Raw genomic sequence first — 14,788 nt, 5'->3', positions numbered from 1 at the left:
TCAAGCAAATTTGTGGGTTTTTCTCTTAAATGCTTAATTTTACTGCAAAGGAGCAAGTAATACCCTATAAGGCTTAGATTTTGCCAATATGCGATAAACAGCGATGGATGGCCCCACAACCTGGTTCAAACTGTTTAACCCCTTGCTCTTCTTCCATACGGCATACTTCTTCAACCAAGCGTTCTGCCACCCCACGCCCGCGATTGGCAGGATGTACCACAATATATTCCAAAACACGGCTTTCACCTTGTCCTGTTGCCCAAATTGCACCTATAATTTTGGTGTTAAATTCAGCAGTATAAACTGTGGTATATTGCTGTAGATTTTGTTCAAGTTGTTCCATTGCATCTTGCCCATCGCCAAACTCTGGGCTGGTATCGTAAAGTCGCTCTAGCTGAGTACGAATCCCTGAATCTTCCAGAGAACTGTAAGCATGTACGGTAATAGGCATTGATTAACCCTCCTGAGCAAACTATGATGCTGTCACTTTTTCGTCACAGCGAAACTATCGGTTTTTAATTCAATCATTTTTGACGTTTTTTGAGGAACGTGTCCATGACGCAACGTATCAGTGAAGTGGTAAGAAATACCAACGAAACAAAAATTCGAGTTCGTCTCAATCTCGATGGTACTGGTCAAGGCACACTCAACACTGGAGTTCCATTTTTAGACCATATGATTGATCAAATCAAGCGCCATGGTCTATTTGATATCGATATTCATTGTGATGGCGATCTGGAAATTGATGACCACCATACCGTTGAAGATTGTGGAATCACCTTGGGACAAGCCTTTGCGCAAGCACTCGGCGATAAAAAAGGCTTACGTCGCTATGGTCATTTCTATGCACCATTAGATGAAGCATTGTCTCGTGTCGTGGTTGATCTATCTGGTCGTCCGGGTTTGTTTATGGATATTCCATATACGCGTGCCCGTATCGGTACTTTTGATGTCGATTTATTCTCAGAGTTCTTCCAGGGCTTTGTCAATCATGCACTGATGACACTGCATATTGATAACCTGAAAGGCAAAAACAGTCACCATCAGATTGAAAGTGTATTTAAAGCCTTGGCACGTGCATTACGTATGGCCTGTGAAATTGATCCACGCGCAGAAAACACAATTGCTTCAACCAAAGGTAGTTTGTAATGACCCGTATTGCTTTACTTGATTACGGCATGGGTAACTTACACTCTGCGGCGAAAGCGCTAGAGCATGTTGGTGCGACAGTTGATGTGACCAATGATCCCAAACTGATTGCCAAAGCCGATAAAATTGTCTTCCCAGGTGTAGGGGCGATGCGTGACTGCATGCAAGGCATGCATGAAGCTGGGATTGATGAGGTGGTCCGTCAGGCTGCGTTCAATAAACCCGTTCTCGCGATCTGTGTCGGTATGCAAGCCCTCCTGCAAAGTTCGGAAGAAAATGGCGGTGTGGCTGCATTGGGTATTTTTGATGGCGTAGTGAAACACTTTCCTGAAATCCCCAATTTAAAAGTACCGCACATGGGCTGGAATCAAGTGCATCAACTTGATCCAAGTCATCCGATGTGGAATAACATTGAGCAAGATGCGCGTTTCTATTTTGTGCACAGCTATTATGTCGAGCCTAAAGATGTAGCTGTTACCGCTGCAACTTGCGATTATGGCCTAAATTTCTGCACCGCGATTCACAAAGACAATTTGTTCGCGACCCAGTTCCATCCTGAAAAAAGTCATACCGCTGGTTTGCAGTTGTTAAAGAATTTTGTGGAATGGAAGATTTAACTTTCCACTAGAACCCAAAACCATCGATCCAAAATCAAGCCAATCAATATTGGCTTGATTTTTTTTAATTCTTCTTTTCTATTTATTTTCAATACTATTTTGCTTATCATGCAAGCGATTTGAATAAAAACCAAACAGCGTATCCTTAAAAAATTAATCAATATAGGAACTTAAAATGACCGCTAATTTTCAAGCAAATGATTCAGGTTTTAGCGCAAATGGGCGTTTTGGCAGACTCTCTTATTTAGGCTGGAATATGCTCCTGGGACTTTCCATGTTGGTCCTTGGTATTATTGCTGCGATCTTCATGCCTGCATTTAGTAATTCTTCTACGGGTATTTTGGTCTACCTCTTAGGTGGCGTTTTTATCATTATTTATATCGCCGTCCTCTACTACAGTTTTATTTTCTCTATCCGTCGCCTACATGATCGAAATCAAACAGGATGGTTATCACTTTTAATGCTGATTCCACTGGTGAATTTCTTGTTTTTTATTTATTTAAGTTGTGCAAAAGGAGATGAGAATACAAATAATTATGGCGCTCCCCGTATTACACAGGGTTGGGAAAAAGTTTTAGCCTGGATCTACATCATCCTGATCCCAATTAGTATGTTAATTCTCGCGGCGACTGCCATTCCTGCTTACCAAAGTTACATCCAGAAAAGTCAGCAACTGCAATTTGAACAACAACATCCTTATGCCGAATAAATATTTCGCAGGACAAAAAGCCAAGTGTTATCACTTGGCTTTTACATTTGGATAAAACCGTTTAAGCTCAAATAAATGACTTGGGTTTTAATACAGATGGATACCCCCCAACACCTCCCCCTCCCTATAACCAAAGAATACATCCGGACTTTGCCTGTATTTCCAAACCTCGCCACTGACAACATTCTAGTCATCCAAACCCTTGAGCAATGTCTGGCACTGCAAGCTGAACTCGATGCCATCCAGATCTTTGGTTTCGACACCGAGTCTAAACCCACCTTTAAAGTCGGTGAGCAATCGACAGGCCCCCACCTGATCCAGCTTGCGACACCGCATAAAGCTTATTTGTTTCAGGTTAGTGCTGAAATTTTGGATTTTCTTCGTCCCATTCTCGAAAATGAACAACAACTCAAAGTTGGTTTTGGACTAAAAAATGACACCCATATCTTTCGTGCTAAAGGCATCAGCTCCAATGCCATGATTGATCTGTCCAAAAGCTTTGGCAGTTTTGGTTATCGCAGTCAGGTCGGTACCCAAACGGCGGTTGCTCTACTTTTTCAGCGTTATTTTGCCAAAAGCAAAAAGGTCAGCACTTCAAACTGGTCTGTTAAAAATCTCAGTCCGCAACAAATCCATTATGCCGCTGCAGATGCCTATGCTGCGCTACTGTGCTTTGAACAACTGTATCAGCAACAATTGCTGACACCTCAATTACTACAACAAATCATGAAAATACTGGAGGGTTCAGCAGACAAGGCTTAGCGATTGATCAATACTTTGCTAATATGTAGCCAATTTAAACTCTATGATGACGCAAGGAGCGAAAGCATGCTAATCATCCCAGCAATTGACCTGAAAGATGGTAAATGTGTCCGTTTGAAGCAAGGACGTATGGAAGACGATACCGTTTTCTCTGAAGACCCTGTGGCAACTGCACAGCATTGGGTGGATGAAGGCGCACGTCGTTTACATTTAGTCGATTTAAATGGTGCTTTCGCAGGTACGCCCATTCATAAACCCGTAGTTGAAGCGATTGCGCGTGCACAACCTGAACTTCCAATTCAGATTGGGGGTGGTATTCGTTCGCTTGAAACCATCGAACACTATTTGGAAGCTGGCGTTTCTTTTGTGATTATCGGAACCAAAGCAGTGAAAGAGCCTGACTTTGTTGACCAAGCATGTAAACGCTTCGCGGGTCATATCATTGTCGGTATTGATGCCATCAATGGCATGGTGGCAACCGATGGTTGGGCCAATGTCACTGATGTAAAAGCCACTGACCTTGCCAAACGTTTTGCTGATGCTGGCGTATCGAGTATTGTATATACCGATATTGCACGTGATGGCATGATGCAAGGTGTCAACGTCGAGCAGACCGTGAACTTGGCCAACTATTCAGGTCTGCCTGTGATTGCTTCTGGCGGTGTCACCAATTTGGATGATGTACGCAATCTAAAAGACAAAAAAGGAATTTTGGGTGCGATTACAGGTCGTGCCATTTATGAAGGCACTTTAAGTCTTCGTGAAGCACAATTATTGTTAGACCAACAATCACTCTAATCATTTCAAGCTCTAGTTATTGTAACAATCGCTAGAGCTTTATCAACTTGGGTGCTATGCTTGCCCCAGTTCAATTCAAGTTCCTCTCTTCTCACATGATGCTTACGCCACCTTAAGTTTTTACATGCCCTATGTATTGACTCATCACTGTCTAGTGATGTGGTGTAGTTGTGTGTCTGTATATCACATCACTAGCCTTTAAAAATTCCTAAAAAATAGGCTATTTCTATGTTTTCCAATATTCGAGCACAATGGTTCTCCAATATCCGTGCGGATATTTTGGCTGGACTGGTTGTCGGTTTAGCACTGATTCCAGAAGCTATCGCTTTCTCTATTATCGCAGGGGTGGATCCCAAAGTCGGTTTATACGCGTCCTTCTGTATTGCCGTGGTGATTGCTTTTGTCGGTGGCCGCCCCGCCATGATTTCAGCCGCAACAGGCGCTATGGCTTTGGTCATGGCCAGTTTGGTGAAAGAGCATGGCTTACAATATCTGCTGGCTGCCACCTTGCTCACGGGTGTATTACAAATTATCGCGGGCTACCTAAAGCTAGCAAAACTGATGCGTTTCGTGTCCAAATCTGTGGTGATTGGATTCGTCAATGCACTGGCGATTTTAATTTTTATGGCGCAACTACCTGAACTGGTCAATGTCACCTGGCAGGTCTATGCATTGGTACTGTTGGGCTTACTCATTATCTATATCTTTCCGCTGATTCCAAAAGTCGGAACATTATTGCCTTCACCCTTGGTCTGCATCATCACAGTGACTTTGCTCGCCATCTACTTCGGCATTGATATTCGTACGGTAGGAGACATGGGGTCCTTACCCGATACACTTCCTGTATTTTTGATTCCAGATATTCCCCTCAACTTTGAAACCTTAAAAATCATCTTTCCTTATTCTGTTGCTTTGGCTGCAGTCGGTTTACTTGAGTCGATGATGACGGCGACGATTATTGATGAAATGACCGATACTCCAAGCGATAAATTCCAAGAATGTAAGGGTCAAGGTATCGCCAATATCGCTTCTGGTTTTATGGGTGGCATGGCAGGCTGTGCCATGATTGGACAATCGATGATTAACGTCAAATCAGGTGGATTGACTCGATTATCAACCTTTTCAGCGGGAATATTCCTTTTAATTTTAGTGGTGTTTATTAGTGACTGGTTAAAAGTGATTCCCATGGCTGCCTTGGTTGCCGTGATGATCATGGTCTCAATCAGTACCTTTGAATGGAAATCCATCCGCAGTTTTAGCAACAATCCGATCAGCAGCAATATCGTGATGCTGGCAACAGTGATTGTGGTGGTTGCAACTCATAATTTAGCCTTGGGCGTGCTCACAGGCGTGTTACTGTCGGCGTTATTCCTTGCCAATAAATTAGAGCAAGATATTCGAGTTGAACGATATTTTGAAAATCAGGCACGCGTTTATGATCTGAAAGGACAGATTTTCTTTAGCTCCGCCGAAAAGTTTATGCAAAGTTTTGATTTCAATGAGGATGTGAAAGCAGTCATTATTGATTTAAGCCATTCACATATTTGGGATGTCACTTCAGTGGCCATGATCGACAGTGTGGTGCATAAATTCCAGCGTAAAGGCGTGCATGTTAGTGTGCGAGGCCTGAATGAAGCCAGCTCAATCATGATTGATAAATATGGGACTCATCACAGCTCAAGCTAAATTTGCATAAATAGCCTCAAGACTCTAAACGTGCTTAAGCCATCCCGCTTAAGCACGTTTTTAGACTTAATAAATCACGTTTCGGACAAAACGAACGGTGCTACTTCCTTGATTGAGATAACGATAATTGACAGAGCTTTCAAATAAAATCGACTCGCCAGCCTGAAGCACTCGATTTTCATGTTCAAACGAAATCGTCAATTCACCCTCCAGCACATAAATCAACTCTTGCCAGCCTGTTTGATCTGGCTCAGCCTGATACACCTCACCCACAGCCAGAGACCATGTCCATAATTCGACTTGTGTTTGGGTCGGTACTGCAGCCAACAGCGTGGCCTGACTTTCAGCCTGTTGACCTTGCCACGCCAAGGTATTCACAACAGCAGATTCACTCAGCTCAGATGGGCTGACCAGCTTTTTAAAATCGACCGTTAAAGCCGTTGCAATCGCATCAAGCTTGGCCAAACTAATATTGACCTGTCCTGTTTCCAAAGCAGCAATAGTACGGCGACTGACGCCTGCTCGATCAGCCAAATCTTGCTGGCTGAGCTGACGTTCGGTACGAAACAGACGGATATTCTGTCCCACATCTTGCAATACCGTCTCTGAATGGCGCATTCATTCCTACAATGAAAATAAAAAATCTGCGCAATATATTGCACAAGACCAACAAGCAATGCAATATGTGCAATATATTGCACTTTATTCATGAGGATGGCTGCGTTGACCGCTTTATCTCAATCTCCGAAAGCCGCACAATTCGCACTTATTTTTATTACCCTGATTTGGGGTGGCACCTTTTTAGCGGTGCAATATGCGCTGAATTTTAGTAGCCCAATGTTTTTTGTCGGCTGTCGTTTTGCAGTCGCGGCCCTAGCCATTTTCTTGATCTCGCTTAAATCCATGCGTGGCCTAACCCTAAAAGAGAGCTTGGCAGGTACCGCCATCGGCATTGTGATTGCGATTGGTTATGGCACTCAAACCATCGGTCTGCAAAGCATCCTGAGTAGCGAGTCGGCTTTTTTAACGGCGCTGTATGTCCCCTTAGTCCCCATTCTGATGTGGGTGATTTTCCAAAAAATACCTTCTGTAATGACTTGGGTCGGCACGGCACTGGCCTTTACCGGTTTGGTCTTGTTAACCGGCAATGGCTTCTCCAATATTAACTTTAGTTATGGACAAACACTGACCTTGGTCTGTGCCTTTGTGATTGCACTGGAAATTATTCTGATTGGTTATTTTGCCGGGAAAGTTAATCTAAGACGGGTCACGGTGATTCAATTGGCAGTTGCTTCATGCTTATCGTTTGCCAGTATGCCTTTGGTTGGTGAACACAGTATTCCTGATTTTTCATGGGGATTGCTGATTATTGCAGTGGCACTCGGCTTAGCTAGTGCTTTAATTCAGTTTGTGATGAACTGGGCACAACGTATGGTGGAACCGACACGTGCTGCGATTATTTATGCCGGTGAACCGGTCTGGGCAGGTGTAATCGGTCGTATTGCCGGAGAACGTTTACCCTTATTGGCCTTGTTTGGAGGATTATTGGTGGTTCTTGGCGTATTCGTCAGCGAATTAAAATTTAAATTCTTTGAGAAGAAACAACGGCCAGAAAATAAATAGATAAAAGCGCACTACAGTTTTAGTTCAATAAAATCTATTGTGCGCTTTTAAAAAAACTAAGCTGGGATTTGTTTTTGATTCGCAGCAACAGGACTATTGCCAATCTGCCAGACATAAGGCAATGGCGTTTGATTGACTTCCCAATCACCAATCACTTTCTGTTTATAGACCAATGGATTGTGTGAGGCGACCACACGGGCATTGCGCCAAAAGCGGTCTAACTGCTTGTCAGTGCTACTGGCCGATGCACCCAAGGCATTAAACAACTCAGTGCTCAGATTGAGTACCAATTCCGCAATCACCACCTGACCTTGCGCCGATACTAATTCAGCATGCTCATTGGCTGCTAACTCCAACTGTTCATCATTCTGAAAATGCTGTAAATACGCCGCATCTAAGGCTTCCGCAGTGTTGAGTGTAATACTTTGTGCTGCATAAGCCTGTGCCGAAGCCTTGCCAATCACTTGCAGGATTTGAGCATCATCACGCACCAGACTGGCATTGCCATGACTATAGATTCGGGTTCGCTGACGCACTTCCTGCTTAAAGGTTTCTACTGCACTTTGCGCAATACCCGCCAGAGTCGCCAGATGCACCACCTGATAAAAGGCAGTTTGGTATTTAAAGCGGTTTTCAAACACCAAAATATGATCTCGGTCAATCTCCACATTATTTAAGGTTAAGCTTCCACTGCCCGTGGTTTTTTGACCAAAACCATCCCAGTCATCGACAATATCAATGCCTTCGGCTTGCGTGGACACCGCCGCAATCACATGCTGATTGGTGGTCTCATCCAAAGCGAACAGGTCAATCCAGTCCGCAAAAATGGTACCTGTGGAATAATATTTCTGACCATTCACACGCTGTTTGCCATCTTGCGCTGCCGTGACACGGGTCGCCACATCCCCGATTTCAACTTGACCAATTTCGGTCCACGCATTCCCCACAATTTCACCACGGACAAAGCGCTCAAACCATTGCGTCTGTGCTTCAGTTTTTTGTGCATTTAAACGGTCTTCGACAAAGGCAAAGTGCCCCCTTAAGGCCTGAACCACATTGGAGTCGGCCTGAGCCAGCTCAATCAATAACTGAAATAACTGCTTTTGCGAAACCCCATCACCACCAAAAACCACAGGCACCCGTACCGCGCCAAAGCCCGCCTGTTTTAACCATTGAATTGCTTCATAGGGCAATGTTCGGTTTTTTTCCCGTGCTAAAGCACCTGCTGCAATGCGCTGAAAAATAGGGCGGAACTTCGCCGCCACCTGCTCATAATGTGCACCCAAGGCAAGATTTTGATTACTTTGACTGGTCATAATACTGCCCTCTTAGCTCCAGGCATGACGTGGCAGTGCCACACCATTCAGATAATAATTACCCACCAGATTGAACTTCCAACGTACGGGGTCATGTAAGGTATGGGTTCGTGCATTACGCCAGTGCCGATCCAGATTCAACTCCGATAAGGTCGAGCGCGTACCCGATAACTCAAATAATTTATTGGCCGCCAACAATGCAATTTCAGTGGTCAGCACTTTCGATTCAGCCGTCAGTAAGGTCGCTTCGGCTACAGGGTCTTCAGTCGGATCTGCTAAAGCACGATCAATGGCTTCGCCTGCCAAGGCTAAAACCGCCTCGGCTGCACGCAGTTTAATTTTCAGTTCACCGATATTGCTAATGGTATAAGGGTCTTGGCTGGCATGTTCCACACCTGAGTCAATCCAAGGACGGGCATGCTCACGCACATAGCGAATGGTTTCCTCAATGGCGCCACGCGCAATCCCCGCATCGACAGCAGATTGAATAATTTGCGAAATGGCACCTGCTGCGGTGGGGCGTTCAAAGGCTTGATGAATTGGAACCACATATTTCAAATCGACTCGAACCTGATCGAGCTGCACGCTGCCACTGGCGGTGGTGCGCTGCCCGAAACTGCTCCAATCATTTACAATGGTCAATCCTGACGTATGTTGCGGCACCAATGCAGCAAATACTTTGCCATCATCACTGACCGCAACCACAGGAATCCAGTGTGCCAACAAAGCCCCTGTGGCAAAGAATTTCTGCCCGCTAATCACTGCATAATCATCATGAAATTCAATTTTGGTGGTCAGATCTGTCACGGTTTTCGAGTTTTTTTCAGAGAATGCATTGCCTAAGCGCTTACCTTGCAGCACTTGTGTAAAGAAGAATTGCTGCTGTTCCAGTGAAGCATCCAAACGGATATGTTCTAAGAAGGCCCAATGATTTTGGGCAATTTGCCCTAAAGATGAATCTGCACTGGAAATAATGGTCACCACCTCAGCAAGAGTTTTATAACTCACCCCTGCACCACCGAACTGTTTCGGAATATTGATGCCCCACAGACCAGAGGCTGAATATTGCTGGATTTCTTGCAAGGGCAGCTTGCGTTCATGATCACGCTGGGCGGCGCCTTTGGCAAAAGCAGCCGCTACGCGATGCGCCACAGCAATGGCTTCTTGATCTGAAGCAATCACATGTGCTGAAGTATTATTCAGGTAAAAATCTGCTGGAATACTCTGTGCATCTTCCAGTTTTATTTCTATTTTTGAGGTCATTATAAATACTCATTTTTCAGTTATAAAAATAAACTAGCACTATTTTTATTGCCTATTTATAAGTTAAATTTAGAAACAAATCTTTTTATTTTAAATAACCTTCAGCTGCCACCTATTTTTTAAAAATATTCATTTAAAATCAATAGATAAATAACCTTTATAGAATTCCCCTCCACCAGAGCACCCTTACTTTCATACAAAAATAACCTTTTGAATTTAATTAGAAATAACCACAAAAGTAAAAGATCGGCATCCAATCCAAAATATTCATGATAAACATTGATTTTTTTATGATTAATCAATTCGATCTTTTTTAATTAACATCAATAAAAAGCTTTAATTTAGTAAAGACCAATGACCAAGAAAATTAGATTTAATGCCTTTGAAATGAACTGTATTGCGCATCAATCGCCAGGCTTATGGCGGCACCCTTTGGATCGCTCAACTGAATATAAAGATCTTGCGTATTGGACCGATTTGGCCAAAATCTTAGAGCGTGGCAAGTTTGATGGAGTGTTTATTGCCGATGTTTTAGGCATTTATGATGTTTACCATCAATCCGCTGAACATGCGCTCACGGGTGCCGTGCAAGTTCCTGTGAATGACCCCTTGCAAATCGTGCCTGCGATGGCAGCCGTGACCCAACATTTGGGCTTCGGACTCACCACCTCGATTTCTTTTGAACACCCTTATCCTTTTGCACGGCGCATGAGTACTTTAGATCATCTGACCAAAGGCCGTATCGGCTGGAATATTGTCACTTCCTATCTTGAAAGTGGCTCAAAAAATTTAGGTCTTCAAACCCAAGTCAGCCATGATCAACGTTATGACATCGCCGATGAATATCTCGAAGTACTTTACAAACTCTGGGAAGGTTCTTGGGAACAAGATGCGGTGCTACGTGATAAAGAACGCGGTATTTTTGCAGACCATCGCAAAGTCCACCCGATCAATCATCAAGGTCAATATTTCAGTGTTCCGGGTATTCATATTTGCGAACCGTCACCGCAACGCACCCCTGTACTCTATCAAGCAGGTGCATCCAGTCGCGGGCAGCGATTTGCCAGCCAAAATGCCGAATGTGTATTTATTTCTGCCCCCACCAAAGCTGCCGTCAAAAAACTGGTACAAGGCATTCGGTCCAACCTAGTTGAACAAGGCAAAGATCCCCATTCGATTTTGATCTACACCATGCTGTCGATTGTGGTGGATGAAAGCGATGCCAAGGCCCAAGCAAAATTTAAAGACTATCAACGCTATGCCAGTTATCACGGTGGACTCACTTTAGCCTCGGGTTGGTCGGGCGTTGATTTTTCACAATTCCATGCCGAAGACAAAGTGGAATATATTCATACCGATGCGATTCAATCGATGCTCGATTCTTATGTCAAAGCCGACCCCAATCGAGTCTGGACCATTGAAGAGATTGCGAAATTTACCAGTATTGGCGGCAATGGTCCGATACTGGTCGGCTCGGCTACGACTGTGGCCGATCAACTCCAAGCATGGGCGGAAGAAACCGATATTGATGGCTTTAACTTGGCCTATATTTTGGCGCATCAAAGCTTTGAAGATGTGGTGGAATATTTGGTGCCTGAATTGCAACAACGCGGTGTCTATGCAACTGAATATGCTGAAGGGACACTACGTGAGAAACTGTTTGGCCAAGGTCCATTGCTGAGAGAACCACACCGCGGGGCAGGCTATCGCTCTCTTTCAACAACGAAAGCCGTCAATCATCCAGAACTCGCTTAGTGCTTTACTGCCCCAAGCGAGTGCTGATCGATGTTAGTCTTGATACATCGGTTTATTGTCATTTAAGGCAATCAAGCCACGGATGGCACGATACACAATCCATACCCATGCCCCAAAAATCACCGCAAAGGCGAAAGTGGTTGCAGAAATAGCCACACCAGCAAAGGCAGTCTCATTGTCCCCTGTCAAGAACAGGAACGAGAACGGAATAAAGGCAATGATATTCCAAGCCAAATACCACCAGAAGGTGCGGATTTGCCAAGTAAAGTGACTTTCAAAAATTGAACCTTGTACGTCACTGCGTTTGACATAGTTGATGATCAAGGCAATGATCGCCAATAGACCACCGGTAAAAATCGCAATGATATAAAGCACATACAACACTAACGTTAACGTACGGTTTGGATCTTGATCAACGGAATAATTCATTTTTATTTATCTCCAGACTCCGTCAATAGAACACATTGAGCGGAGAAATTAGCCAACATATCAACAATATATGGAAGACTATGGTACAGAAATAAATCTTACCAAACGGTTGTTTTTGTGTTTTATGTCTCAGTTTTTTCTGCGCAAGCCAACCACCACACCATCCTCCCAAAGAATCTACGATATGCAAAGTTTGTTCAGGAATACGCCGATTGCCCAATTGTGCCGCCTCTTTGTCCTGGGCATACAGCCAATAGCTCAACACATTCATCAAGCTCACGAACAATAAGGTATATGGCGGCAGTAATTTACTAAAGCTCGCAATCACCATGAAGACGATATAAATCACAATCGCAATCTGCATCGCTGACCAAGGTTTAGAAGCCGTTGGCTTTACGGCTTTGGCTTTATGTCCAAACACTTGCGATGCTTTGAGATAAGTGGCCTGCTGAGCGCGATAACGACCACGCTCGTCCAGAATGACCACATACTCCAAGGCACAGCCCACAAGCGGTCGTGGCCCCGTACGAGCAAAGTCTTTAATATGAATAAAAATACGGTCTTTATGCACATCATTCGGTTGAATAAAACCATAACCTTTGTCATCAAACCATTCAACTAAGCGACCTTGATCTCGCATGTCTGTTTCCTAAACTGTGATTCGTTGTAAACGGTCTTGCAACATCATGCGCATTTCCAGCGGATCTTTTTGCAAAATGTCATCCCCTGTACGCCCGTGCGCGGCATTTTTCTGTGCCACTTGTAAACGCATGCTCCAGAAACGGCACGCCGCCATCGCCAAGAAAATGTTTAAACAGGCCAGTTCATCAGCAGTGAGCTGACGAATGCGTTGATAAGCCGAGAGAAAAGCATCTGCCTTGGCTTGATCTAAATGGGCTTGCGGATAAGCCGTACAGAAGTCATTGATACTGATCGCAATATCAAACAACCATTCATCCTGATTTAATTCATAAAAATCAAGAATACCCTGTAGTTGATCGCCTTCAAACAAGGTGTTATCTCTGAATAAATCCGAATGAATAAAGCCCGTCGGACGGTCTGGATGCTGCTGGGTAATTGCCGCAAACTGCTGGAACACCTGTGCCAATAAAGCCTGATCTTGCGCATTCATTTGCGGCTTGAGCTGGGTCGCAACCTCTGACCAGTATTGGTGATTACGATTAAAATCACGTTCTAAAGCAAAGTCCTGCAAAGCCAAATGCAATTTTGCCTGCGCCTGTGCAATCGCCTGAATTTGGATAATGCTGGCATCTTCAGGATGCTCACCCATCAAGCGCGGCGCAATTTGCGCAGGCTTATCGGCAATAGTATGAATGGCCTGAGCACCATGCTTTAACGGCACCGCCACAGGCACACCTGCCTGACCCAAACAATCCAGTACAGGTACCAGTTCACCTGCACCTTCAGCATCTAATTCTTCAAAAACCGTTAAAACATATTGTTTCTGTGATTGATCCACCAAAAAATAATTGGTGTTTTGAATACCGCCTTGGATTGGAATCAGGTCAATCACCGCTAAACCATAAGGCTCAGCAAAGGCTTGAACTTCTTCTAAACTCAACGGGGTATAAACCGACATGGAAAACCTGCAAAAAATAGCTGTGAAGTTTGATAGAATACCTGTTCCCTCCATGAAGGTGTAGCACCCCTTTCTTTATTGGCGATTTTTTGGAAAATTTTATGCTCGCAAAACGTATTATCCCTTGCTTAGATGTTGATAATGGTCGAGTCGTCAAAGGCGTTCAATTCCTTGATATTCGTGACGCAGGCGACCCTGTCGAAGTGGCGCGTCGATATAACGAACAAGGTGCCGATGAAATTACCTTTTTAGATATTACTGCTACCCATCATGGACGCGACACCACATATCGCACAGTAGAACGTATGGCAGAAAGCGTTTTCGTGCCATTAACCGTCGGTGGTGGTGTCCGTAAAGTTGAAGATATCCGTTTGTTACTCAATGCTGGTGCCGATAAAGTCAGTATCAACTCAGCAGCGGTGTTTACCCCAGAGTTTGTGCAGGAAGCTTCACAACGTTTTGGTGCACAATGTATCGTCGTGGCGATTGATGCCAAAAAAACGGGCGAAGACAAGTGGGAAATTTTTACTCACGGCGGTCGTAAACCAACAGGCATCGATGCGATTGAATGGGCAGTAAAAATGGCCGACTTCGGTGCAGGTGAGTTGCTGATTACCAGTATGGATGCCGATGGTACCAAAGCGGGCTATGACCTTGCCTTAATGCGTCAAATCAACGATCGCGTCAATATTCCAACTATTGCCTCAGGCGGTGTCGGAAATTTACAGCATTTGGCGGACGGCATCTTAAAAGGTGGCGCAGATGCGGTATTGGCAGCATCTATTTTCCACTTTGGTCAACATACCATTCCAGAAGCAAAACAATATCTGGCTGCACAAGGCATTGAAATGCGTCTTTAATCAGATAAGCCATAAAAAACCTCTCAAGCGAGAGGTTTTTTTATTCGAACATCGCTTGATGCAGACAAAAAAATACCTTGCTGAGCAAGGTATGGAAACTGCGTTATACAACGCTAGAGGGTAAACATCACACGGTCAATTTGAACAAATTCTGAGCATTTAAAATGCTTGAGCTAAATTAGCGAGAAAATGCACAAAGATATTGACATCAAAAACCAATT

Annotated in this window: 16 protein-coding genes; 9 read left to right on the top strand and 7 right to left on the bottom strand. The window is 44.2% G+C overall.

Going from position 1 to position 14,788, the window contains the following annotated elements; all coding sequences use genetic code 11:
• Nucleotides 1–73: 73 nt before the first annotated feature.
• The gene (locus tag F907_RS14670; RefSeq protein ID WP_005238285.1) at nt 74–451 is read right to left on the bottom strand and encodes a GNAT family N-acetyltransferase; all 378 of its coding nucleotides are present in this window, start codon (nt 449–451) and stop codon (nt 74–76) included.
• A 104-nt stretch (nt 452–555) separates the two neighbouring features.
• On the opposite strand from F907_RS14670, the gene hisB reads away from it, so the two are divergent.
• From hisB to F907_RS14700, 6 genes are all read left to right on the top strand, one after another.
• The gene (gene hisB / locus F907_RS14675) at nt 556–1,149 is read left to right on the top strand and encodes an imidazoleglycerol-phosphate dehydratase HisB (RefSeq protein ID WP_004803817.1); all 594 of its coding nucleotides are present in this window, start codon (nt 556–558) and stop codon (nt 1,147–1,149) included.
• Entirely contained in the window at nt 1,149–1,766 is a 618-nt protein-coding gene (gene hisH / locus F907_RS14680; RefSeq protein ID WP_016651395.1) for an imidazole glycerol phosphate synthase subunit HisH, read from the top strand. The genes hisB and hisH overlap by 1 nt, the downstream gene beginning before the upstream one ends.
• 175 nt (nt 1,767–1,941) lie before the next feature.
• Nucleotides 1,942–2,475: a DUF805 domain-containing protein gene (locus tag F907_RS14685; protein WP_005275728.1), complete on the top strand. Its 534-nt coding sequence runs from the start codon at nt 1,942–1,944 to the stop codon at nt 2,473–2,475.
• 90 nt (nt 2,476–2,565) lie between these two features.
• On the top strand, nt 2,566–3,237 hold the full coding sequence (locus tag F907_RS14690; protein ID WP_373279037.1) for a 3'-5' exonuclease: 672 nt from the start codon (nt 2,566–2,568) through the stop codon (nt 3,235–3,237).
• Nucleotides 3,238–3,303: 66 nt separating this feature from the next.
• The gene (gene hisA, locus F907_RS14695) at nt 3,304–4,035 is read left to right on the top strand and encodes a 1-(5-phosphoribosyl)-5-[(5-phosphoribosylamino)methylideneamino]imidazole-4-carboxamide isomerase (RefSeq protein WP_016651393.1); all 732 of its coding nucleotides are present in this window, start codon (nt 3,304–3,306) and stop codon (nt 4,033–4,035) included.
• Between the two features lie 228 nt (nt 4,036–4,263).
• The gene (locus F907_RS14700; RefSeq protein WP_016651392.1) at nt 4,264–5,721 is read left to right on the top strand and encodes a SulP family inorganic anion transporter; all 1,458 of its coding nucleotides are present in this window, start codon (nt 4,264–4,266) and stop codon (nt 5,719–5,721) included.
• A 66-nt stretch (nt 5,722–5,787) separates the two neighbouring features.
• Here F907_RS14700 and F907_RS14705 read toward each other — a convergent pair whose 3' ends face one another.
• Nucleotides 5,788–6,339 carry a helix-turn-helix domain-containing protein gene (locus F907_RS14705; protein WP_016651391.1) on the bottom strand — a complete coding sequence of 184 codons (552 nt, stop codon included), beginning with the start codon at nt 6,337–6,339 and terminating at the stop codon, nt 5,788–5,790.
• 96 nt (nt 6,340–6,435) lie between these two features.
• On the opposite strand from F907_RS14705, the gene F907_RS14710 reads away from it, so the two are divergent.
• The gene (locus tag F907_RS14710; RefSeq protein WP_032861773.1) at nt 6,436–7,344 is read left to right on the top strand and encodes a DMT family transporter; all 909 of its coding nucleotides are present in this window, start codon (nt 6,436–6,438) and stop codon (nt 7,342–7,344) included.
• Nucleotides 7,345–7,400: 56 nt separating this feature from the next.
• Here F907_RS14710 and F907_RS14715 read toward each other — a convergent pair whose 3' ends face one another.
• Nucleotides 7,401–8,660 carry an acyl-CoA dehydrogenase family protein gene (locus F907_RS14715; RefSeq protein WP_016651389.1) on the bottom strand — a complete coding sequence of 420 codons (1,260 nt, stop codon included), beginning with the start codon at nt 8,658–8,660 and terminating at the stop codon, nt 7,401–7,403.
• A gap of 12 nt (nt 8,661–8,672) precedes the next feature.
• On the bottom strand, nt 8,673–9,923 hold the full coding sequence (locus F907_RS14720; protein ID WP_016651388.1) for an SfnB family sulfur acquisition oxidoreductase: 1,251 nt from the start codon (nt 9,921–9,923) through the stop codon (nt 8,673–8,675).
• 354 nt (nt 9,924–10,277) lie between these two features.
• On the opposite strand from F907_RS14720, the gene F907_RS14725 reads away from it, so the two are divergent.
• Nucleotides 10,278–11,678 carry an LLM class flavin-dependent oxidoreductase gene (locus tag F907_RS14725; protein ID WP_016651387.1) on the top strand — a complete coding sequence of 467 codons (1,401 nt, stop codon included), beginning with the start codon at nt 10,278–10,280 and terminating at the stop codon, nt 11,676–11,678.
• A gap of 33 nt (nt 11,679–11,711) precedes the next feature.
• On the opposite strand, the gene F907_RS14730 is transcribed toward F907_RS14725, so the two are convergent.
• From F907_RS14730 to F907_RS14740, 3 genes are read right to left on the bottom strand one after another with little or no spacing between them, the layout of a single operon-like run.
• Nucleotides 11,712–12,107 carry a DUF4870 family protein gene (locus tag F907_RS14730; RefSeq protein ID WP_005238265.1) on the bottom strand — a complete coding sequence of 132 codons (396 nt, stop codon included), beginning with the start codon at nt 12,105–12,107 and terminating at the stop codon, nt 11,712–11,714.
• Nucleotides 12,108–12,129: 22 nt separating this feature from the next.
• Nucleotides 12,130–12,747 carry a DUF1294 domain-containing protein gene (locus tag F907_RS14735; protein WP_016651386.1) on the bottom strand — a complete coding sequence of 206 codons (618 nt, stop codon included), beginning with the start codon at nt 12,745–12,747 and terminating at the stop codon, nt 12,130–12,132.
• A gap of 9 nt (nt 12,748–12,756) precedes the next feature.
• Entirely contained in the window at nt 12,757–13,707 is a 951-nt protein-coding gene (locus tag F907_RS14740) for a homoserine kinase (protein ID WP_016651385.1), read from the bottom strand.
• Between the two features lie 101 nt (nt 13,708–13,808).
• Between F907_RS14740 and hisF the strand changes: the two genes are divergently transcribed.
• Nucleotides 13,809–14,567: an imidazole glycerol phosphate synthase subunit HisF gene (gene hisF, locus F907_RS14745; protein ID WP_005238260.1), complete on the top strand. Its 759-nt coding sequence runs from the start codon at nt 13,809–13,811 to the stop codon at nt 14,565–14,567.
• The last annotated feature ends 221 nt before the right edge of the window (nt 14,568–14,788 follow it).

The organism is Acinetobacter colistiniresistens, from assembly GCF_000413935.1.
GTDB classification, from domain to species: domain Bacteria; phylum Pseudomonadota; class Gammaproteobacteria; order Pseudomonadales; family Moraxellaceae; genus Acinetobacter; species Acinetobacter colistiniresistens.
Note: the sequence above shows the minus strand (reverse complement) of the source record. Positions and strands in the feature narration are given on the sequence as shown.